Source organism: Candidatus Poseidoniia archaeon (genome assembly GCA_030748895.1).
Lineage (GTDB): Archaea > Thermoplasmatota > Poseidoniia > MGIII > CG-Epi1 > UBA8886.
In genome coordinates this window covers 14,716-34,576 of record JASMLC010000007.1, presented here as the reverse complement: position 1 = coordinate 34,576, position 19,861 = coordinate 14,716, and the positions used below count along the sequence as shown (strand labels likewise).

At 62.5% G+C, this 19,861-nt stretch carries 22 protein-coding genes; 14 read left to right on the top strand and 8 right to left on the bottom strand.

The window, feature by feature from the left end; translation table 11 throughout:
- Nucleotide 1 precedes the first annotated feature (1 nt).
- The 4 genes from prs to glyS are packed head-to-tail and all read left to right on the top strand — an operon-like array spanning nt 2 to nt 4,270.
- Nucleotides 2-844 carry a ribose-phosphate diphosphokinase gene (gene prs, locus QGG57_04055; GenBank protein MDP7007343.1) on the top strand — a complete coding sequence of 281 codons (843 nt, stop codon included), beginning with the start codon at nt 2-4 and terminating at the stop codon, nt 842-844.
- Nucleotides 844-1,860, top strand: a complete 1,017-nt coding sequence (locus QGG57_04050) for an amidohydrolase family protein (protein MDP7007342.1) — start codon at nt 844-846, stop codon at nt 1,858-1,860. The genes prs and QGG57_04050 overlap by 1 nt, the downstream gene beginning before the upstream one ends.
- Nucleotides 1,851-2,693 carry a CBS domain-containing protein gene (locus QGG57_04045; protein ID MDP7007341.1) on the top strand — a complete coding sequence of 281 codons (843 nt, stop codon included), beginning with the start codon at nt 1,851-1,853 and terminating at the stop codon, nt 2,691-2,693. The genes QGG57_04050 and QGG57_04045 overlap by 10 nt, the downstream gene beginning before the upstream one ends.
- Entirely contained in the window at nt 2,690-4,270 is a 1,581-nt protein-coding gene (gene glyS, locus QGG57_04040; GenBank protein ID MDP7007340.1) for a glycine--tRNA ligase, read from the top strand. The genes QGG57_04045 and glyS overlap by 4 nt, the downstream gene beginning before the upstream one ends.
- A gap of 164 nt (nt 4,271-4,434) precedes the next feature.
- On the opposite strand, the gene QGG57_04035 is transcribed toward glyS, so the two are convergent.
- The gene (locus QGG57_04035; GenBank protein MDP7007339.1) at nt 4,435-5,190 is read right to left on the bottom strand and encodes a phosphopantothenate/pantothenate synthetase; all 756 of its coding nucleotides are present in this window, start codon (nt 5,188-5,190) and stop codon (nt 4,435-4,437) included.
- A gap of 124 nt (nt 5,191-5,314) precedes the next feature.
- Between QGG57_04035 and QGG57_04030 the strand changes: the two genes are divergently transcribed.
- Nucleotides 5,315-6,397: a DNA topoisomerase IV subunit A gene (locus QGG57_04030; GenBank protein MDP7007338.1), complete on the top strand. Its 1,083-nt coding sequence runs from the start codon at nt 5,315-5,317 to the stop codon at nt 6,395-6,397.
- A 5-nt stretch (nt 6,398-6,402) separates the two neighbouring features.
- Here the strand turns inward: QGG57_04030 and QGG57_04025 are convergent, their stop codons facing one another.
- Complete coding sequence (locus tag QGG57_04025; protein MDP7007337.1) at nt 6,403-6,546, bottom strand: DUF5679 domain-containing protein; 144 nt, start codon at nt 6,544-6,546, stop codon at nt 6,403-6,405.
- A gap of 58 nt (nt 6,547-6,604) precedes the next feature.
- Nucleotides 6,605-6,862 (bottom strand): 4a-hydroxytetrahydrobiopterin dehydratase, encoded by a 258-nt coding sequence (locus QGG57_04020; protein MDP7007336.1) that lies wholly within the window; start codon nt 6,860-6,862, stop codon nt 6,605-6,607.
- Between the two features lie 72 nt (nt 6,863-6,934).
- Here QGG57_04020 and QGG57_04015 point away from each other — a divergent pair, with 72 nt between their 5' ends.
- The 4 genes from QGG57_04015 (at nt 6,935) to QGG57_04000 (ending at nt 10,282) form a co-directional block, all read left to right on the top strand.
- A complete protein-coding gene (locus QGG57_04015; GenBank protein MDP7007335.1) occupies nt 6,935-8,149 on the top strand; it encodes a DUF63 family protein in 1,215 nt (404 codons plus the stop codon).
- A gap of 74 nt (nt 8,150-8,223) precedes the next feature.
- Complete coding sequence (locus QGG57_04010) at nt 8,224-8,388, top strand: hypothetical protein (protein ID MDP7007334.1); 165 nt, start codon at nt 8,224-8,226, stop codon at nt 8,386-8,388.
- 39 nt (nt 8,389-8,427) lie between these two features.
- Nucleotides 8,428-9,924 (top strand): CARDB domain-containing protein, encoded by a 1,497-nt coding sequence (locus tag QGG57_04005; GenBank protein ID MDP7007333.1) that lies wholly within the window; start codon nt 8,428-8,430, stop codon nt 9,922-9,924.
- The gene (locus QGG57_04000; protein ID MDP7007332.1) at nt 9,905-10,282 is read left to right on the top strand and encodes a hypothetical protein; all 378 of its coding nucleotides are present in this window, start codon (nt 9,905-9,907) and stop codon (nt 10,280-10,282) included. Before QGG57_04005 ends, QGG57_04000 begins: the two co-directional genes overlap by 20 nt.
- Here QGG57_04000 and radA read toward each other — a convergent pair.
- Genes radA through QGG57_03980 form a run of 4 tightly spaced genes read right to left on the bottom strand, consistent with a single transcriptional unit; the run spans nt 10,279 to nt 13,747 of the window.
- Nucleotides 10,279-11,226 carry a DNA repair and recombination protein RadA gene (radA, locus tag QGG57_03995; GenBank protein ID MDP7007331.1) on the bottom strand — a complete coding sequence of 316 codons (948 nt, stop codon included), beginning with the start codon at nt 11,224-11,226 and terminating at the stop codon, nt 10,279-10,281. The genes QGG57_04000 and radA overlap by 4 nt on opposite strands.
- Nucleotides 11,226-11,348 (bottom strand): hypothetical protein, encoded by a 123-nt coding sequence (locus QGG57_03990; protein MDP7007330.1) that lies wholly within the window; start codon nt 11,346-11,348, stop codon nt 11,226-11,228. Before QGG57_03990 ends, radA begins: the two co-directional genes overlap by 1 nt.
- Nucleotides 11,348-12,412, bottom strand: coding sequence for a hypothetical protein (locus tag QGG57_03985; protein MDP7007329.1), 1,065 nt, complete (start codon nt 12,410-12,412; stop codon nt 11,348-11,350). Before QGG57_03985 ends, QGG57_03990 begins: the two co-directional genes overlap by 1 nt.
- Nucleotides 12,413-13,747, bottom strand: a complete 1,335-nt coding sequence (locus QGG57_03980) for a hypothetical protein (protein MDP7007328.1) — start codon at nt 13,745-13,747, stop codon at nt 12,413-12,415.
- Between the two features lie 175 nt (nt 13,748-13,922).
- Here QGG57_03980 and QGG57_03975 point away from each other — a divergent pair, with 175 nt between their 5' ends.
- From QGG57_03975 to infB, 3 genes are all read left to right on the top strand, one after another.
- Nucleotides 13,923-14,543: a hypothetical protein gene (locus QGG57_03975; protein ID MDP7007327.1), complete on the top strand. Its 621-nt coding sequence runs from the start codon at nt 13,923-13,925 to the stop codon at nt 14,541-14,543.
- Nucleotides 14,544-14,643: 100 nt separating this feature from the next.
- Nucleotides 14,644-14,883, top strand: coding sequence for a hypothetical protein (locus QGG57_03970; protein MDP7007326.1), 240 nt, complete (start codon nt 14,644-14,646; stop codon nt 14,881-14,883).
- Nucleotides 14,884-14,916: 33 nt separating this feature from the next.
- Nucleotides 14,917-16,734, top strand: a complete 1,818-nt coding sequence (infB, locus tag QGG57_03965; protein MDP7007325.1) for a translation initiation factor IF-2 — start codon at nt 14,917-14,919, stop codon at nt 16,732-16,734.
- Here infB and QGG57_03960 read toward each other — a convergent pair.
- A complete protein-coding gene (locus tag QGG57_03960; protein MDP7007324.1) occupies nt 16,700-18,523 on the bottom strand; it encodes an ATP-dependent DNA helicase in 1,824 nt (607 codons plus the stop codon). The genes infB and QGG57_03960 overlap by 35 nt on opposite strands.
- Nucleotides 18,524-18,578: 55 nt before the next feature.
- Between QGG57_03960 and QGG57_03955 the strand changes: the two genes are divergently transcribed.
- Nucleotides 18,579-18,959, top strand: a complete 381-nt coding sequence (locus QGG57_03955; GenBank protein ID MDP7007323.1) for a Rid family detoxifying hydrolase — start codon at nt 18,579-18,581, stop codon at nt 18,957-18,959.
- A complete protein-coding gene (locus QGG57_03950) occupies nt 18,960-19,829 on the top strand; it encodes a DMT family transporter (protein ID MDP7007322.1) in 870 nt (289 codons plus the stop codon).
- Nucleotides 19,830-19,861 lie beyond the last annotated feature (32 nt).

Here is a 19,861-nt window from a genome sequence, read left to right as displayed (position 1 = left end):
GATGTTCATCATCAGCGGCTCCACCCACCAGCGGCTCGGGGTCGCCCTAGCGCAGGAAACTGGCGCCGAATTCTGTGGCGTCGTAAACAAGGCGTATCCCGACGGGGAACGCTACGTCCGCATCCTGCGGCAGGTGAGCGGACGCGACGTAGTAGTCATCCAGAATACCTTCCCTGACGAGAAAATCGTCGAGCTACTGCTGCTGCTCGAGGCCATCCACGAGGCTGGCGCCGCGTCGGTGACTACCGTCATTCCCTACATGGGTTACGCGCGGCAGGAGCGCATCTTCCAGGAGGGGGAGGCAATCTCCGCCCGCGCCGTAGCGCGCCCCATAGGGATGCGTAGCGACCGCGTCCTGACGGTCTCGGTCCACACGCCGGAGGTGCTCGACTTTTTCGGCTGCCCGGCCGAAGATATCGACGGGTTGCGCGAGGTAGTCCACTACCTGAAAGGTTTCTCGCCCGGACTGGTCGTCGCGCCCGACGAGGGGGCGCGCGAGCGGTGCTCGATCGCCGCCAAAGAGCTGAAGGCGCCGCTGCACGTGATGTCGAAAACCCGGCTGGACGACCGCACAGTCGAGACCAACTCGGGCAGGGTTTCGGTGAAGGGGCAGACTGTCGTGATACTCGACGACATTATCTCCACCGGTGGGACGATTGCGTCGTCGGCGCTACTCCTCAAGGACTGGGGCGCCAGCCAGGTGCTCGCGGCGTGCACCCACGGGCAGTTCATCGAAGATGCTGCCAACCGGCTGCGCGTCTGCGACGACATCCTCAGCTCTGACACGCTGGAAGGAGTGTACACCCGCTACTCGGTCGCGCCCGCCATCGCCGCCGCGCTCTGATGCTCTGGGCCGGCCCGCTTCTGACGCAGGACGGTTTTGTCGAGGGTTGGTTCGACCCCAACAGCGGCGACGAAGGTGAGGGACCCCCCCACGGCGACGTGCTGGAAGGCCTCATCCTGCCACCGTTCCGCAACTGCCATGCGCACCTCGGCGACACGCTGGCGCGCGACGAGGCGCCCGACGCGCCGCTGGCGGAGCTGGTCTGCCCGGGCGGCTTCAAACATCGCTGGCTCGAGACGGGGGGCGTGCCCGCCTCGATTGCGGCCGGGCTGCGCGAAGCGGCCGCCAGCGGCACCGCGCTGCTGCTCGACTTCCGCGAGGGGGGTGAAGCTGGTCTCGCGCAACTGGTGCAGGGCGCCGCGGACGCTGGCTGGGGCGTCGAGGAGGGAGCGCCACAGGTAATTCCGTTCGGCCGCGCCGTCGGGGGGCGGCCGCTGCCGGATCGCCATGCGGGGCTGCCGGGACTCGCGGACATGAGGCCGGGTGAGGGACGCCGCATGGCAATCGAAGCGCGCGTCGCTGGTGGTCTCGTCGCGCTCCACTTCTCCGAGGGCGAGCGCGAATCGGTCGCGCAGATGCTGGAGCTGGAACCAGATATACTGGTGCACCTCTGCCACGCTACGCGAGAGGACTTGCGCGCCATCGCCGATGCCGGCGTCGGCGTCGTCGCCTGCTCGCGCAGCAACGCCCGCTTCGGGCTGCGGCCGCCGCTGGCGGAGCTGCTGGCGCTGGGGGTTGACGTCGGGTTGGGAACTGATAATGGGATGCTTTGCACTCTCGATATGCTGGCGGAGTTGCGCTTCTGCCGCGAGGCGTTCCCGAACGTGGCGCCGGAAACGCTACTGCAAATAGCCTGGGGGGGGTTGGATGAAACCCTTAAGAAGGCAGGAAAGTGCGACCGGAGCAGTCCCCTGCCGGCAGGGAGGATACTGGTTTCGCAGCACAGGGCTGACCCGCTGGAGGCTGTATTCGACGCGCGGGCGAGGGTGCTGAAACTGAGGTATGTATGCGGATAAGACAGGTAATGACGAGCCCGGTCATCTGCGCTGAGGTGCCGGGTAACCGCACCGATGTGCTGCACCTGATGATTAAGCATCACGTTTCGGGCGTTCCGGTTGTCAAGGAAGATACTATGGAGCTAGCCGGGATTGTATCCCGGAATGATATTTTCAACAACACCGGTGAGGAGCAAATAGCGATGATTATGACTTCAGATGTCGTGACTGTGACACCGAATTCTACTGTGTTGTCAGCGGCGTATAAGTTTCTGGAGCGGGGGTTCAACCATCTCCCGGTCGTTGAGAAGGGAGGAGTCGTGGGTATAGTCACCCCTACTAACCTGCTCCCACTGGTCGCGGCGAATGGAGATGTGACTGTCCAGGATTGTCTCGCTGGCGGCTGCGTCCCACTCCACAGATCGACTCCTCTCGGCGCTGCGCTGCGCATCATGCGGCTCTCGGGCGCCCGCGCGATGCCGGTGCTGGGCGAGCGCGGGCTGCTGTGTGGAATTGTCACCGACCGCGATCTGTTTGACGCGACCGACGTTAGTGAGGGGGTGTCGGTTTCCGAAATAGGGTTGGCGGCTGACGAGGACCCCTGGTCCTGGGATGGATTGCGTGACATAATGCGCGTCTATCACTCTGAGAGGCGATTGTTCCTGCCTGATGTTCCAGTGGAGGAAATCATGGTTACGGATGTGGTGACTGCTTTCTATCGTAGCCCAGCTAGTGGTGTTGCCCAGATTATGCTCGATAGAGATTATGGGCAAGTCCCGCTGGTTGACGCTGAAGGGAAGTTGACTGGAATGATTTACTGCCAGGATCTCCTGAAGGTGCTCCTGGCGGCATGAATTTCAAGGAAGTAATGGCGCTCGCCAAGCGGCGAGGAATATTCCAGCCCGCCTACGAACCCTATGGTGGAGTTGCCGGACTGCTTGATTATGGTCCCATCGGGGTGCGGCTGCGACGTAAAATCCTCGAACTCTGGCGGCAGCAGTTTGTAATTGAAACTGGCGCGCTCGAGCTGGAGGGAGCTACTATCGGCCCGGAAGCGCTTTTCCGGGCGTCGGGCCACCTTTCAGAATTTGATGATTTGGTGGTTGAATGTAGCGAGTGTAAGAAACTGTACCGGGCCGACCGCCTCATCGAAGGAGGTGATGCGCTCGGGAAAAAGGCGCTCATCGCTGAAGTTGCAAAAAACACTTGTGGAGGCTGTGAGGGGGTGTTGGGCATGCCGCGTCCCTTCAACCTGATGTTTACCACCTCAATTGGCGCTGGCCGTGGCGCGGTTGGGTACCTGCGGCCGGAAACTGCGCAGGGTATTTTCCAGGCTTTCCCATGGCTCCTGCGTCAGAACCGGGGCAAGCTGCCGTTGGCTGCGGCGCAAGTCGGTCGTGCCTTTCGCAATGAAATCGCCCCGCGGCAGGGTCCGTTGCGATTGCGAGAATTCACCCAGATGGAAGTGGAATCCTTCTTCCTCCCGGGTGCGGAGGCGGATTTACCAGAGAATATTAGTGAAGTGGTGGTTTCACTCCTGCCTGATGTTGGTAAGGCTATCGAAGCTCCCGTTAGTAAAGCTCTCGCGAAAGGGATAATCGCTTCACCGCAGGTGGCGACCTGGCTGGCGCGCTGCTGTAAGTTCATCCTTGACTGTGGGGTGCCCCCAGAAAAACTCAGGTTCCGGCAGCATGGCCAGCACGAGATGGCCCACTACTCATCTGACTGCTGGGATGGGGAGGTGAAAACTTCAGCTGGGTGGATTGAGGTGGTAGGAATCGCGCACCGGGGTGATTATGACCTCAGGGCGCACGCGATAGCCAGCGGACGTGAAATGCGCGTTCCGGTGGGGGGAAAATCGCGGCTGGTCGAGCACTGGATTCCAGACAGGGGCGCTATCGGCAGAAAATTCAAGTCCGCTGCTAAATATATACTGGAACAACTTGAAGATGATGTTGCCCCGGGGGTGGTTGTTGAGGTGGGTGGAAAGAAAACAGAACTGGGTGTTGATTGTTTTACACAGAAGGCTGTTGCCGAACAGGAGATGGCGTTCCCATTGGTAGTTGAACCCTCGTTTGGACTGGACAGGTTGCTCTATTCGATTCTGGAAACAACATGGCGCTCTGAAGGCGACCGGGGGTGGCTGGCGCTGCCGGAAGCGATTGGGCCATATGTTGCACTCGTCGCACCATTAATGAACAGGGATGGAATGAGGGAACGCGCCAGGGGTGTTTGTGGAGAGCTGCGCCAGCGCGGTGTTGATGTCTACTTCGATGGTGGTGGTTCTATCGGTCGGCGCTATGCGCGCGCGGATGAAATTGGTGTGCCCCTGGCGATAACAATAGACCACCAGACCATGGATGATGGAACGGTAACGGTGCGAGAACGTGATACGATGAGTCAGGTGCGGAAGAGCGCTGAACGCATTTGATTGCCGTGGCGACCGGTGGCGTCGACCCCTGCCCGACGCCCGGTAGCTTTGGAAAGGGACACCCCTTCCTTTCCTCTGGAACTTTTATTTTTTTATTCGGCGGTTTGTTATGTTTTCCTTTTCTCGATAAATATATAATATAAAAAAGAGGTTTCCAGTCGAAATCAAGGGGTCCCGCTGGCTTTCATAGTGTGCTTTCCAATAATGTTAATCGTTTCTTCGAGGTTGGTTTTGTTGTTGAATTTGCTCCCTTTTCCCCCCCCACTGCTCCCTGTCGATTTCTCACCCCTGCTGCTCCGGGTGGCACCAACGAGCAGCGGCAGTGCCCTCTCCAGTTCATCAACAATTGTAACATGGGCTGCGCGTGCCGTGCGAGAGAGTGGATTGAGATCAATAGATATGACGGTTTTCCCCATATCAACCAGCGCCTGGCAGCGGTCACCGTCTTCCAGAGGCACCAACACCACATCTGCTGTACCGATGCCGGCGCGACAACATTTCCCCCGTTCAGAAGAAAGCCCCGGAATCTGGAAATCTGGTTTGGCACCAAGCGCGACGACGCCATCGGCCGCCATCAAGTCAACCAAACCACTGACGCGCTCTGGTGTTCGGTGGAATAAATTAACCTCTACCTGTGCCGGGATGGCTGCCGCGAGTTCAGCTATACTCTCCGCCGCGAGCGCCACCACATTACCATTGACAGAGATAACTGGCCGTTCGGCGTTAACCAGCAATTTCGCCGCTGCCGCAATCGCCCGCCGTGCCGGCGCAGTGGTTCGCTCTCCGAGCAGGTAATCGAACGCCTCTCCCCGCCCATGCGCAATCAGACCGGCACCAGCGACGAGGTCGCCGGCCGCGACCAGTTTCTCTCGCGCCAGTAGCGAGCAGTAGCGATGGTGGTCCCGAGGTATTTCAGTCACAACACCCCACCGGCGGGTGATATGTCAGCTTTGGCCACTGAAATCCACCCGACAACGTAACAATCCCCAATTCCCATTTCACAACCACCCCCACATCTCAAAACCACCTGCACAATAGCGTGGCATGCCCAAGTCCGCGATTGGCCAGCTGGAACAGATTGCCGGCCAGATTCACAAACAGCTAAACCTCGGAACGATTCCTGAGATGAACCTTCCCACCCGCAGTAAGGGTAACATAATCTTCGACCAGCAACAGCAAGTCTGGAAGTATGGAGAAGCGAGGACAACCCGCACAGCCAAGAAGCTGGATGGAGCGTATATGCTACTGCGCACCACTTACCTACTCGACTTCATCCGCGACATGGTTGGCCAGCAGAAATCATCCACATTAAGGGAACTCTACTACATCTCTGAAGGCTGGGATCTGGGCAAGTTCCACACACAGGATGAATCTAACAAGTTGATTGAGGACCTTGAAATCGTAACTAGCTTTCAGCGCGAGGACTTCAAGATTCGACCCGAGGAGGATGGTGCCAAGGTACTGGGCGACCTTACTTTAACGGAGATAAACCGCAAAGGCAAGCCGATGCGTATTAACTGCCGCGACGACGTTGGAGATACTGGCTACGCAATTCCCTACAACGTCGAACCAGATAAAATCACTTTCAACAACTCAGGCAGCGCGCGCTGCATCATCGCCATCGAGACAGGAGGAATGTTCGATAGGTTGGTTGAGAATGGGTTTGATGAGAGTCACGGCGCAATCCTGGTCCACATCAAGGGACAGCCAGCACGCTCGACGCGCAGGTTCCTGCAGCGGCTTAGTGATGAGACCAGCCTGCCGCTACTGGTCTTTACTGATGCAGATCCCTGGTCATACCGGATTTACGGCTCGATCGCCTATGGTGCCATCAAGACCGCTCACATTTCACACCTGCTCGCTACTCCAACGGCCCGCTATCTTGGCGTGACTCCATCCGACATAACAAATTACGAGCTTCCGCACGACGAGCTCACAGAGCGCGACCGGCAGGCGCTAAAGTCAATGCGTAGCGACCCGCGCTTTCTCAATGATTACTGGAGCTCGGAAATCGAGCTCCAGCTAGAACTGGGGCTCAAGGCTGAGCAGCAGGCTCTCGCCAAGTATGGCCTCGACTTCGTGACCGACACGTACTTGCCGGAGAAGTTGGCTGAAACTGGCCTCTGAAAGTCCTAGTTACCGAGAATGCGGTACATCCCGGTGCTGCATGTTGGGCAGCTGCCCTTCATCGCCTTGCGGCCGTTCTTCATGGTGACCTGAGCGGCGTTGGACATGGTTCGCTTGGACTTGCACTTGACACAGTAGGCTTCTGTCATGCGGGGGCACGCTCCGCAATAGTATAAAAATCAATCCCCCCGACGATAAAAGAGGTTTTCAGCCGCCAATGAGAGTGTTAATTCGGCCGGCGAGCGCATGGTCACGGTCGGTGATGCCCTTCGCATCATGGCTCCAACTGGCGATGTGCACCCTGTTCCAGCCATGGAGCAGGATGTCAGGATGATGGTTAAGTTCCTCGGCAATTTCAGCGACTCGATTCACGAATTCCAGCGCCGCCGCGAAGTCCTTGAATTCGAGTTCACGTTCGAGCCAGCCGTGTTCGCCATTCTCACCCCATCCATCTGGGAGCCCCATACAGCCCGAGTTGCAGGGGGGCTTTAGCCCCCTGCGCCGCAGTGCCCAAATAAGCCCCTTTAGTAGCGCAGCGTGGACAGGCGCATCCTGCTTCTGGTCGCGGCGGTTACCCTCACCGGGCTGTTGCCGGCCGGCCGGGAATTCTGGTACGACTATTTTCTGGCGCCGGTCGTCGCTGATGCTGAGGGCAGCAGCGGCGCGCGCTACAACATCTACAACACCGCGGCGTACGGGCTGCTCTTCTATCTGGCGTTCATCGCGCTCGAGGCGCAGCTGCGCTGGCTGGGGGTTCGCGCCGACTCGCGCTTCCTGCTGGCGGCGACGCCGCTGATGGTGCTGGGGGGCGCTGCGCGCACCCTCGAGGATGCCGGGCTGTTCCAGCCGCCGGTACAGTACCTCTTCATCTCACCGGTGATTTACCTCGTGCTGGGGGGGTGGGCCTACGCGCTGCTCTGGCTCGGAGGTCGCTTCCGCGACGCGCGGGTGCTGCCGCTGCCGGCCGGGCTGGCGCTGCTCGGCGCCTCTATCGGGGGTTACGGTGCGTGGTGGCTCTTCGCTCTCGAGGGGTGGCTCCATCCCGCAATCTGGTCGCTGGTTTCACTAGCGGTCGCTGCCGGCATCGCGGAGTATTACGGGTCGCGCCCCCTGCGCGACCCGGTCGCGCTGTTCGGGCTCGGTAACGGCATGGCGCTGCTGCTGGTGCTGCTCCAACTGGTGCAGCAGCCGGCGCCCAACAATGGTGTGCTACTGGAAGTGCCGTTAATCGCAGCAGGGTTGACGCTAATGGTTGCGGGCGCGGCGTGGCTCAAGGCCGAGCGTGGCGTGCCGCACCCCGGCTTCGTGCTCTGCGCGCTCTTCCTCGGCTGGCTGGCTTTCGCGGCGAGCGGCGGCCACGCCTTTGGGCTGGCGCTGGCCGCCGCCGGCTGCCTTGGGGCAGCGCTACGCTTCCCGCTGCGCAAGCTGCGTGCATTGCAGGCGGTGCAGCGGCCAGAATACCTCGCGCTCTACTTCGCGCACTTCCTCGACGGGTCGGCGACTTGGCTTGGGATTGACCGTTATGGTTACGTCGAGAAGCACGTGTTGCCGTCGGGCGCGATTGACTACTTCGGAACTGCGGCGGTGATGCTACCGCTCAAGTTCGGCATCGTGACCGCAGTTATCTGGGCGCTCGAGAGTGAGCGTGAGGAGCTGGACCAGCACATGCGCTACCTGCTACTGCTGTTCCTGATGACGTTAGGTCTGGCGCCCGGGACGCGCGATATCCTGCGGTTGGCACTGGGAACTTGAATTCAGGCGCTGCCGAAAACCATATAAGCAAAACACCGACACCTCACAACCCGACCACAACGGGGAGTGAAAGTATGGGCATGGAACGACAGATATCAGTAATGCTGAAGAACTGCCCTGGCCAGATGGCCGCCGCAGGCATCAACATTGACTACATCTATGGCTCCGCCGCGGGGCGCAAGTCGATACTGGTGGCGCGGGTTTCCAACCTCAAGGCGGCGCAGAAAGCGCTCGGTTGAAGGGAACCTTTAAAGGAGAGGCTCAGGTCGCGAAGCCATATGCGTGCGCTAGTGGCGCTGACGGCTCTCCTATTGCTCCTGTCGCCTTTGTCGGTCGAGACGGTGCAAGCCGCCGAGCCAGACTACGGCAGCGGCCAGTTCCACGAACTGGACCTTTACTTCTACGGTGACCTTGACGGCGGCAGCGGCAGCTTCAACACCACTGCGCCGACGAGCGACAGCGACACCGAGAGCGATTGCCCGCAGGACGGCAACCGCCTCGGCGTTACCGGCGGTCGTAATTGGGAGGACGTCGGCAGCTGGTTCAGCCCCGCCTTCAACACTAATGCCACCGCGCGCGGAACGGTCCCCTTCGAAATCTGGGCCATGGCGACTTCCGGCTCGGTCAAGGACGTCCAGTTCCGTGCGACGCTGGTAGTGCCGGACGGCCAAGGGTTCGAATCCCTTCAGAGCGAGACCGAGACCCGCACAGTCAACAACAATGCCTCACACTTCTCGACCAGCTTCTCGCTCGACGGCGAAAACCAGATTGACCGCGGTCAGACCATTCGAGTCGACCTCGAGTATTCGGGTGGCGACGACTGGTCGCCGTTCGGGAGCTCGAGCGACCAGATAGTGGTGCTCACATCCAGCCTGAACCACTCGGCCGGTATTTCACTCGAGCTGGACCACTTCCGCACCGAATTCCCGCGCATCGAAGTGGATCACGCGCGCGAAGTGGTTGAGGTAGAGGCGCGGCTGCTTTCGGCCTTTGGCAGCGAGGATTTGCAATCGGAGACCTGGGGCCTCGAGGTGCGCGGCACCAGCTCGGGCACGCACGTCACGGTCGCCGGGGGAGTGCTCGAAGACTCGAATGGCGAGTCGCTACGGGTGAAGTGGGAGTGGGCCTACAATGAGGATGAGGCGCCCAGCGATACCTACTACCTGACGGTGAGTTGTGGCGATATTCAGGACAACGAGTGGGAGAGTAGCGGCGACGAGCGTCTCTATCTGGTCGTCCACCAGAGCGACATCGACAACTACGTCGGTTGGGAAGATGTCTCAATCAATGGCGCGACCAATTCAACCACCGTAACCACCGGCAAGCCGTTCGCGATTGCTATCACCATTCGCACCGCTGGCGACCCTGCTATAGGTTACAACCCGGTGCCAGTCGTGGTTTACTACAGCCACAACAACGGCCCGCTCGTGCTGGCGCACGACACTTTCACATTCGTCACTCCCGGGGAGAGCAGCACAGTCAGTTTCGCGCTGGCGTTTGACAGTCCGGGCAGCTACACCCTACGCATCGTGCTCGATGAAGAAGATTATGCCCTCGAAACCGACGAGACCAACAACATGGTCGAATATTCGCTGACCGTCGCAGACGGGGATAGCGGCCTCGTCTCGGGCGACTGGTTCGAGAGTCTACAGGACCTCGACACGATGACCCTCGGCATCGGCGGCGTTGCCGTGCTGGTAATCCTCGGTGTGGTGATGGCGCTGCGCCGCTCCCGGAGCGATGATATGGTGTGGGATGACGACGACGAGTTCTGACCTGCGCTTCCCGCCCGCGGACGAGACGCATTACGTCTACGACAAGGAGGCGGTCGGCGAAGGCTCGCGCTACGGCGAATCGACGGTCGGCAATGTGGAGGAACGCACTTGCCGCAGCTGCGGCAAGTCGTTCAACTGGGCCTTCAAAGTTGGCAACGCGATGACCGATTCGACGCCGGCCGGTGTCGCGCACGCGGTCGACAACGGCGCCAGTCGGGGCTACTGCACGATTGAGTGCTTCATGGAGGGCGATTCCGACCTCGAACAGGCGACGCTCGACCGCGACTCCGCTGGGCTCTGGGCGCTGGCGAAGCGCAACTGGTTCGGGCTGAAAGTGTTGCGCGGACTGGGCCGCTAGTCGCGAATTCCGTCTTCCAGTATCTGCACTACCGCTTCCCCGTCGGGGAGATGTGGCGAGTCAACGAGTCGGAAGATGCGCTTGCCTGCCTTGCCGCGTCGGATATAGATCCTGAATTTTGAGGTGTGGCCGACGATGTGGCCGCCAATAGGCTTGGTCGGATCGCCGAAGAAGGCGTCCGGCTTGGAGTGCACCTGGTTGGTAACTGCTACCACGGCGTTGTGCAAGTCTGCAAAGCGCCCCAGCGACTCCATATGGCTGTTGATTTTGCCCTGCCGTTCGGCAAGGACGCCGCGGCCGATATACTCTGACCGGAACGCACCGGTCAGCGAATCGACGACCAGCATCCGGATGGGCCGCTCCTCGGCCAGCTGCTGGGCTTTCTCGACCATCAGCATCTGCTGGTGTGAGTTGTAGGCGCGACCAACGTGGATGCGCGCCAGAGCCTCGTCCGGGTCCAGGTCGAGCGCTTTCGCCATCGAAACGATGCGTTCGGGTCGGAAGGTGTTTTCGGTGTCGATAATCACCGCCTCTGAGTTGAGGCCGCCCTGCTCTTCAGGTAGTTGCACAGACACCGCTAGCTGATGGACAATCTGGGTTTTTCCCGAGCCATACTGGCCGTAGAACTCGCTAATCGCCTGCGTCTCGATGCCGCCCCCCATCAGCGTATCCAGCTCGCTCGAGCAGGTGGTAACCTTGCCGACGGTACTGCGCCTCTCGAGCAGCTCCGTGCCGGTCAGGAAGCCGCCGATGTCGGCCAGCTTACGCGCCGCGGCGATGATGCTGGCGCAGCTCGAATCGCCGATGCCGGCCGCGTCCGAGAGTCGCGAAGGCGACTCGGTCGCAATCGACTCGAGCGTGCGGTAGCCCGCCTCGCGCAGTTTCTCGGCGATGGCGGGGCCGACGCCGGGCAGGTCTTCGATGGATTCTTCTTTCTTGTCCATCAGCGCCTCCGGGGGACGGTTGCCAGTGGTAGTTCGGCTTCCCGCAGCCAGTCAAATTCGTGCGGGTCTTCCCAGCGCGGGGCGATAGCCTCGAGGAACTTACGTACAGACTTGCTCGGCATCATGCCACCCGGAACTTGTTGAACGCCGGCTGGTAGGTCAGCCCCTGATCGTTGAGCGAGTCGATGACCTCGTCGAGGCGCGAGCCGTCGATGCCGGCCGCCGCCGCGGAATCGCGCAGTGTCTCGTAAATTACACCTTCTCCGTCGCCTTTCTTGTCGAGTGAGCCTATGAGTTCGAGCACGGCCGTCTCGGCATCCGTGTCGCCTTCCGGTTCCCCGTCAGGCGCTGCGGCAGGCGCCGAAGGCGATGTCGCAGTCGCGGCCTCAACAGGCGCTGCGGCAGGCGCCGAAGGCGATGTCGCAGTCGCGGCCTCAACAGGCGCTGCGGCAGGCGATTCATCGCCTACAGGGGCGTCCTGCTCCGCTATGGGCGCAGGCGCTTCCGGTGCCACCGGAGCCGCTTCCGGTTCCGTCACGGCCGCTTCCACGTTGCTGGCGGTCTCGAACTCGCCGGTGAACTGCGCCGTGCTCGGCGCAGTTGTGTCGCCGCTGAGATTCCGTAGGCAGTCGTAGAGCAGTCCGGCGTAGGATTCGGTCGATACTGTCTCGTATTTTTCCTGCGCCAGGCCGAGCCCTTCCTTTTCGCGGTTGCTCAGCTCGGTTTCGTCGCTTTTCAGGCGGCGCATAAGTGATTCACACGCCTTGATAGCCCAGACCGAGACTTCCTGCTCGCTGACCGCGCGCACGTTCTCGGGCTGGACGCTGACGTAGACCGAGTCGCTGTCGTCAGGCGAATAGGCACGCACCCTCCCGACGGAGATTACGTGCGCGGGGGTCTCGATTTTTGAGAGCGCCGCAGCGCCTTCGGGGTTGTACTGCCCGGCACGCAGGTAGTAGGTGTCGCCGTGAGGGTCAACCATGCGCGCCATGTAGAATGGGTCCGCCTCGCTGCCGCGATTCTCGACATCGGTCAGGATGCCGCCGATGAGCACGCGCGAGAGTTTTGACCCCATCTCTGAAATAAGGTAGGTGGGCGAATACTCGCGGTCCTCGACATGCGTTTCATGGGCGCGCGAAAGCTCCTGCGCCAGTACCGGAAGGGCCGGTTCCCTGCGACGCGCCATTCAGGCCTCCAGCGCCGCCAGGAATTGCCTGGCGACAGAGGGCACGTCGAGGTTGTGTGCCGGCTGGCACTTACGCGCGAAGAACATCAGGCCGTAGTCGTCGGAGCGGGTGTACCCCTCCACCGTTAGCGGTTTGAGCAGGAGTGCCTGCTCCAGCTCTTCGGTCAGCGCCTCAGCCGAGTAGTTCTCGCGCACCAGCTCAAGGCACGAATCGAGGTCGCGCCCCAGCACCTTCTCGGTCAGCTCGCGGTTAAGGAACAGCTGTAGTGAACCGGTGCCGTCGTCGAAGAGCAGTTTGGTCCGTAGGTCGGGCTGTCCCTCCTGCTCACCGTGAACCATGCACTGCCGGCTGCGGAGCACGCGGTTGCATTCAGGGCAGCGGAAAATCAGTCCGCTGCCCTCGCGCACTGCCAGCACGTGCCCCTCCAGGAGCGCGTCGCTGGCGCCGCCGCGCTCGTCGAGCAGGTCGATGGTGTAGGTGGTCCCCACCGCCAGTTCTTCCAGCGACGGGAGTTCGGCGTCGACCGTACCCACTGCGGTGTTCTCGTTGATTTGCAGCTCGGGGATGCCCTGCCACTCGCGCACGTAGGCGTTGCCGATTTCGTAGACGGTATCGGCCTGTAGTTTGTGGTCGTGCCAGGCGGTGAAGCGGCAGCTACCGCTGGCGTCCGCCAGCGTCCCGCTCCAGAGAGCTTTCGGCTCGCCGCGTACGGTCACCTCGCGCTCCTGCACATCCAGGATGCGCACGGTCAGCGCGACCGAGCCCATGCCGTTACGCAGTCCTGCAACGTCGCTCGCCGAGTCGGCGGACGGGCTTCCGGCCGTCGGCACATCTAGCGCCGCCAGCGTTTCGTCCTCAACCTCCCTTACCCGGCAACGGTCGCCCAGGTTCAGGTCGACGCGGTCTTTCCACCCCTTGGAATAGGCGTTGGTGACCTCGAGGATAGTTCCCGGCTCGGCCGTGAACTCGTCACGCCAGACGGTGAAGCGCAGGGTAGCGCTACCGTCGGTGATCTGCCCCTCGAAAATGGTCTTCTGTGAGCCATCCTTCAGGTTGATTTCCTTCGAGAACATAGACACGACCTTCGCGCGGAAGCTGACTGATGACTCGTCCGCCTTGATGTCAGCCAGCGGCATGAATGCGCTGGCCTGCAACGTGCGGGGGTCGCCGTAGTGCTTCCGGACAATCGCCTCTTTGGCGGTTGCCAGGTCGATGCCGTAGTTCTCCACGTATTGCTTCAGTTCTTCGACAATCGTGGCTTCGTCCAGTTTGTTTTCCAGGGCCTCTGCAATGTCCTTGACATGCGGGCCAAAGTCGGTTTCGTTTGCTTGCATTGGAGTGTCTCCTTTGTTTGCGCCCCAGGACTCCACCCCGGGACAACCCACTCACCCCCACTAGGGGTTATAAACTTAATGGTGTTTATGTGATTTACCCTTTTTGGGTATTCGGCTATTGAGGGTGAAAGGGTGCATCTCAACCGTTATATGGAGGCCAGTCTCGGCGCAGCCGATGAGGGTAGACGAACTGACCCCGCGCAGCAGCCGTATCACCATGGCAGTCAAGGTACTGTCGATGGACGAGCCTCGCGATATCGAGAGCGGCGGGCGGGTATGTGAAGGACTGGTAGGCGATGAAACTGGCACGATCGTGATGAGTTTCTGGGATGATGAATGTGATAAGGTAGCGGTCGATGAGACTATCTGGCTCAAGGACGCGCGCGCCAGCCTGGTGCGCGGTTCGCTCCGCCTCAGCCTCGGCAAGTTTGGCTCGCTGGATGAGCCCGGCCGGGAAGTGGCGAGTGTCCGTGACGACCTGAACCTTTCCGACCTCGCGTATGCGATGCCGCGGCCGGACCGCGGACGCGGCGGCGGCCGGGGCGGAGGTGGCGGCGGCGGTAAGCCGGGCGGCGGCAAGTGCTTCAATTGCGGCAAGCCGGGCCACATTTCTCGCGAATGTCCGGAAGGTGGTGGCGGCAAGCCGGGCGGCGGCAAGTGTTTCAACTGCGGCAAGCCGGGCCACATCTCCCGCGAATGTCCGGAAGGCGGCGGCGGTAAGCCGGGCGGCGGCAAGTGCTTCAACTGCGGTAAGCCGGGCCATATCTCCCGCGAATGCCCCGACCGGGGGAACTGAGCTGGCGCGACGCGGGCGGCACCGCAGGCGCGGCCCCAAGAAGGCGCAGCCTCCGCGACGCAAGGAGAAGAAGCCGCAGAAGCGGCAGATTCGACAGCGCATGCTGAATCCAGCGCGCCGCACTGAGACGATTTACTTCCTGGACGAGGCGCTGCAGGAGTCCGATCTGGGCGAGAAAGAGACCGAGCCGTTCATCGCCACGCTGGTAGCGCTGGCAACGCGCGAGACGCTGGGCGCGGCGGCGGATATGCTGGAAGAGAAAACCGGGGAAGGCATCATCACCCCTGACATGAGCGAGCGGCTGCTCCGGATTATGAGCCGCTTTTCCGTAATGCGGTGAGTTTTTTTAGCGCCCGCCGTGCGGCGGCACCTGATGTCCAGCGACGACGAAGCTGCGGATGACGCTTCTCCTGAGGAGGAACAGCCCCCGGCGGGGCCGCTGCGCCAGCCTATCGTGGCGGTGCTGGGTCACGTCGACCACGGGAAGACGTCTCTGCTCGACTGGGTGCGCGGCACCGCGGTCGTAAGCCGCGAGGCGGGCGCCATCACGCAGCACATCGGCGCGACCGAGGTGCCGTTCGAGACCATCAGTGACATTTGCGGCGCGCTGCTGCCGGAGGAGAATATCCGGCTGCCCGGGCTGCTCTTTATCGATACTCCCGGCCACCACTCCTTCAGCACGCTGCGCGCGCGCGGGGGACAGCTGGCGGACCTGGCGGTGCTGGTGGTCGATATCATGGAGGGCTTCAAGCCGCAGACCATAGAGTCGCTGCAGGTGTTGCGGCGGGCGCAGACGCCCTTTATCCTGATGCTAAACAAGATAGACCGGCTCCCCGGCTGGCGCACCCACAAGGGTACTTTCGCCGCCAACCGGCAGGAGCAGTCGCAACTGGCGCAGGAGGGACTACAGGAGCGCATCTGGGAAATCATACGCGAGCTGGGCAGGCACAATTTCGATTCGGCGCTCTACTCCGAAGTCGAGGATTTCCAGAAGACGATTGCGCTGGTGCCCACGTCGGTCCGCGACAGCGGCGAAGGCGTCCCCGAGCTGTTCATGCTGCTGATGGGACTGGCGCAGCGCTACCTCGAGGGGCGCCTGGCACTGAAGGAGGGGGTTGCCGAAGGCACCGTGCTCGAGGTCAAGGAGGAGCGCGGGCTTGGCAAGACGCTCGGTGTCATTATCTACAATGGCGTCCTGCGCGCCAGCGACACGCTGGTTATCGGCGCGACGCCCGAGCCGCTGGTGACGCGCGTGCGCAGCCTGCTGCAGCCGCGGCCGCTGGACGAAATTCGCGACCCGCGCCAGCAGTTCAACACGGTCACGGAGGTCGCCGCCGCCGCCGGCCTGAAAGTGGTCGCGCCCAACCTTGAAGGGGCCATCGCCGGCGCGCCCTTCTACGGAGTCCCGCAAGGCGACGATGTCGCGCCGGTGCTGGAGCGGCTTTCGGGGGAGATGGAGAGCAACGTCGCGCTAGAAGACCGCGGGCTGGTAGTGCGCGCCGACGCCATCGGCTCGCTCGAGGTGCTCGCCTACGAACTACAGGCAGCCGGCGCGCCAATCATGCGCGCCGCGGTCGGCGACGTTTCGCGCCGCGACGTGAGGCTGGCGGAGACCGCACCGGCCGAGCAGCGTGCGGTCCTGGCGTTTGGCGTCAACGTGCTGCCTGACGCGCGCGCAGCGCTGGTCGAGAGCGAAGCGAAGCTCTTCGAGGCCGATGTAGTCTACCATCTGGTCGAGGAGTACGGCGAGTGGCTGCTGGAGCTGAAGCGCGAACAGGCGCGGGCGCTACGCGAGGAGTTCCCACATCCCGGCAAAATCGAATTCCTCGAGGGCCATACTTTCCGCACACGCGACCCCGCTGTTTTCGGCGTGCGCGTGCTGGCGGGACGCATCATGGTTGGCCAGAAAGTGCTACGTGCCGACAACCACGTTATCGGGCGCATCCGCTCGATGCGCTCCGGGGAGCAAGGGCTCAAGGAGGCGACGCAGGGCGACGAAGTCGCGATTGCCGTGACCGAGGCAACCGTCGGCCGGCAAGTAAACGAGGGGGATATACTTTATATAGAGATGGACGAGCGCGATGTGGTGCGCCTGCGCGACGAAAACGTCAAGCTGACGCCCGATGAGGAAGACGTCATTACCGAGTTGCAACGTATCAAGAAGGCGGCTTCCCCGTTCTGGGGTCGTTGAAACCGCGTACCAGCGCCGGCACCGCGCTGCTAGTGCAATGCCTTACTTCCTTTGGCAGGAAGCGGCGGTAGGGGCGGTGCCCCAGCCGGTTGTCGTAGAGCAGCACCACACCGCGGTCAGTCTCGTTGCGGATGCAGCGGCCGGCCGCCTGCAGCACGCGGTTGACCGAGGGGTAGGTCTGCGCGTAGAGGCGCCCCTTTCCGTTTCCGAACTTTCGCTCGAAATACTCTTCCAGCTTTTTCTGCTCGAGCGACGGCGGCGGCACCGGTATCCCGACGACGACGACGGCGGCGAGCAGGTTGTCGGGATAGTCGACACCTTCGCCGAAGATGCCCCCCATCACCGCCAGCAGCAACGCGTCGCGCTGCTGCAAGCGCCCGAGCAGCGCCGTTCGCTTTGTGGGGGATGCGCCGCGCTCCTCGAGCAGCAAAGTCTTACCATGGTCGCCCAGCCTGGCAGCGACGTCGTCGCGCAGCGCGTAGCTCGGGAAGAACGCCGCGACGTTGCCCGGTGTCGCCTGCGCCACGGCCGTCAGCGACGCCGCCAGCTTGCGGTAGAGCGGGTCGCCGCGGTTGCGGTAGAGCGTCGAGACGTCATCGACGCAGAGTAGCAGCCGGTTTTCGGACGGGAAGGGTGAGCTGTAGGTCGCCTTGCGGGAGCGTTCCGCGCCGAGCCCCAGCAGGTCGCGATAGAAACCGCACGGCTTCAGCGTGCCCGACATCAGTACCGAGCCGCGCACGGCGCGGAAGACCGGCGCACTGATTGACGCGGGGTCGAGCAGCCGCAGCGAGAGCTTGCGCTGCCACAGCTTGTCGCCGCCGTGCGCCAGCCGCAGGTCGCTCCCTTCCTTCAGGAAACGCCAGTGATGCAGGAAATCCGCGACATCACCCATGCGCGCCACCTTGCCGCGCTGCAGCCGGCGCTGCGCCGACCGCTCGAGCAACCTCACGAAGCCATCCAGGTCGGTCAGTTTCTGCTTCAGCGCCGCGTCGAGCATGCGGCTGACGCTACCACCGTCAATCTCCTTCTCGCCTTTGTGGTCGGTCAGGCTCTCGACCAGCCGCTCCAGGATTGAGAGTTGCGCGCGCAGCGCTTGGCTCGCCTCACGCTGCGCTTCGCGGATGCGCTGCAGCGAGAGCGTCGGTGACGCGGAGAGCCGAATGCGGTCGGGCAGGTTGTGTGCCTCGTCGACAATCAGCAGCACCTCCTCCAGCGGCCGCTGGATGCGTTCCCACACCACATCAGACCACGGCGTGAAGAGATAGTTGTAGTCGCAGACCAGCACGTCGCATTCCTGCGCCGCCTCGAGCGCAACGCGGTGCGGACACTGCACCTCTTCGTGGCAGAGCGCCTTCAGGCCGGCGGCCGAGAGCGGCTCGTCGAAGACCTGCGGCAGGAATTCGGGGCGGTAGCCGGCGTGGTAGCGGCAGTCGTTGTTGCGCACCAGCGCGGTGCAGACAGCCTGGAAAACGCCGTAGCGGCTCTCGTCCAAATCGTCGCGCGGACACATGTCCTGCTTGGAAATCACGTCCACGATTTTCAGCGGTTGCTGCGTGTGAATCCGTTTCAGCGTCTCGACGAAAATAGCGTGCTGTGTCTGCCGTGACGTCAGCGCCACCACCAGCAACCCTCGCTCTTGCGCCACCTCGACCGCGGCGGTCAGCGCCGCGGCGGTCTTCCCCAGCCCGGTGGGCGCGTGCGCCAGCAGGTGCTCGCCGGCGGCGAACGACGTGCGACAGTCAGCCAGCATCGCATCCTGCCCTTTGCGGAGCTCCGGGAATGGGAACAAGGAGCGCCCCACGCCGGCGGGGCAAAAAGACTCTTTATGCTGGCCATGGGGGTGTATGAAGGAAATAGTCGAATCTCCCAACGCGCCACCCCCCATCGGCCCCTACTCGCAGGCGGTCGCCGACGCCGGGCTGCTCTTTATGAGCGGGCAACTCGGTCGCCAGCACGACGTCGCAACGCTCGAAGCTGGCGTCGCGGAGCAGACCCGCCAGGCCATCCGCAATCTGCAGGCGGTGCTGGCGGAGAGCCAGCTGGCGCTGGCGGACGTAGTCAAGACCACGGTCTTCCTGATAGACATGGATGACTTCGGCGCGATGAATACAGTTTATATAGAGATGTTCGGGGAGGAGGCGGCGCCGGCGCGCTCCACTGTCGAGGTAGCGCGGCTGCCGCTGGACGCGCTGGTCGAGATAGACGCCATCGCCGTGCTGCGGTAGATGGACGCCGCCCACCGCGCGGTCGCCTGGATGCTGCTCGCCAGCGTCGCGTTCGGCACCGGCAGCGCGCTGGTGAAGTGGACCGCCGGCCATGCGGGGGTCGCGACGGTGATTTTCGGTCGCAGCCTGATAATCACACTGGCGCTGCTGGCGTGGTCGCGGCTGCGCGCGACGTCGCTGCGGGTCGGCGACCGGAGGCTGCTGCTCTGGCGCTGCACAGTAGGCCTGTCGGCGATGGCGTGCTACTTCTACGCGGTGCAACAGATTTCGCTCTCGAACGCGGTGACGCTGCAATACACCGCACCACTCTTCGTTGCGCTCTTCTCAGGCGCGATGCTCCGCGAGCATGTATCGTCGCTGGTCTACGGCTGCATTGCGCTCTCGTTCGCCGGCACCGTGCTGATAGTCTCGCCTTCGCTGCGCGAGGTCGATATCGACGCGCTGGTCGCGCTGATTTCGGGCGTGCTCTCGGCGTTCGCCTATCTGGCGGTGCGCGGGCTGCGCACCAGCACATCGCCTGACGGGGTCGTTTTCTGGTTCGCGCTTTTCTGCACGGCCGCGACGCTGCCGTTCGCCGCCAGCGAACTTCCGCGGCTGGCGCTGCCCGAGGCGCTCGCGATTATCGGTGTCGGCATCTGCGCTGGTGTGGGGCAGACCGGGATGACGCGCGCCTACCAGGCGGCCCGCGCCGCCTACATCGGCGCCTTCTCCTACGCGACGGTGCTCGTCGGCGGGATTTACGGTTGGCTGCTCTTCCAGCAAACGCTCGTCTGGGGCGACGCCCTGGGCGCGGCGCTGATTGTCGGGAGTGGCGGGCTGCTGGTCAGCAGCGCGCCGGAAGCGAAGCCCGAAGGCGGGCAGCTGCCGTAGGAAATCAATACGGCGTTACTGGAGCAGGAATA

Coding starts and splice junctions, on each gene's coding strand:
- prs (MDP7007343.1), top strand. CDS start 2: ATGTTCATCATCAGCGGCTCCACCCACCAGCGGCTCGGGGTCGCCCTA.
- QGG57_04050 (MDP7007342.1), top strand. CDS start 844: ATGCTCTGGGCCGGCCCGCTTCTGACGCAGGACGGTTTTGTCGAGGGT.
- QGG57_04045 (MDP7007341.1), top strand. CDS start 1,851: ATGCGGATAAGACAGGTAATGACGAGCCCGGTCATCTGCGCTGAGGTG.
- glyS (MDP7007340.1), top strand. CDS start 2,690: ATGAATTTCAAGGAAGTAATGGCGCTCGCCAAGCGGCGAGGAATATTC.
- QGG57_04030 (MDP7007338.1), top strand. CDS start 5,315: ATGCCCAAGTCCGCGATTGGCCAGCTGGAACAGATTGCCGGCCAGATT.
- QGG57_04025 (MDP7007337.1), bottom strand. CDS start 6,546: ATGACAGAAGCCTACTGTGTCAAGTGCAAGTCCAAGCGAACCATGTCC.
- QGG57_04020 (MDP7007336.1), bottom strand. CDS start 6,862: ATGGGGCTCCCAGATGGATGGGGTGAGAATGGCGAACACGGCTGGCTC.
- QGG57_04010 (MDP7007334.1), top strand. CDS start 8,224: ATGGGCATGGAACGACAGATATCAGTAATGCTGAAGAACTGCCCTGGC.
- QGG57_04005 (MDP7007333.1), top strand. CDS start 8,428: ATGCGTGCGCTAGTGGCGCTGACGGCTCTCCTATTGCTCCTGTCGCCT.
- QGG57_04000 (MDP7007332.1), top strand. CDS start 9,905: ATGACGACGACGAGTTCTGACCTGCGCTTCCCGCCCGCGGACGAGACG.
- radA (MDP7007331.1), bottom strand. CDS start 11,226: ATGGACAAGAAAGAAGAATCCATCGAAGACCTGCCCGGCGTCGGCCCC.
- QGG57_03990 (MDP7007330.1), bottom strand. CDS start 11,348: ATGCCGAGCAAGTCTGTACGTAAGTTCCTCGAGGCTATCGCCCCGCGC.
- QGG57_03985 (MDP7007329.1), bottom strand. CDS start 12,412: ATGGCGCGTCGCAGGGAACCGGCCCTTCCGGTACTGGCGCAGGAGCTT.
- QGG57_03980 (MDP7007328.1), bottom strand. CDS start 13,747: ATGCAAGCAAACGAAACCGACTTTGGCCCGCATGTCAAGGACATTGCA.
- QGG57_03975 (MDP7007327.1), top strand. CDS start 13,923: ATGAGGGTAGACGAACTGACCCCGCGCAGCAGCCGTATCACCATGGCA.
- QGG57_03970 (MDP7007326.1), top strand. CDS start 14,644: ATGCTGAATCCAGCGCGCCGCACTGAGACGATTTACTTCCTGGACGAG.
- infB (MDP7007325.1), top strand. CDS start 14,917: ATGTCCAGCGACGACGAAGCTGCGGATGACGCTTCTCCTGAGGAGGAA.
- QGG57_03955 (MDP7007323.1), top strand. CDS start 18,579: ATGAAGGAAATAGTCGAATCTCCCAACGCGCCACCCCCCATCGGCCCC.
- QGG57_03950 (MDP7007322.1), top strand. CDS start 18,960: ATGGACGCCGCCCACCGCGCGGTCGCCTGGATGCTGCTCGCCAGCGTC.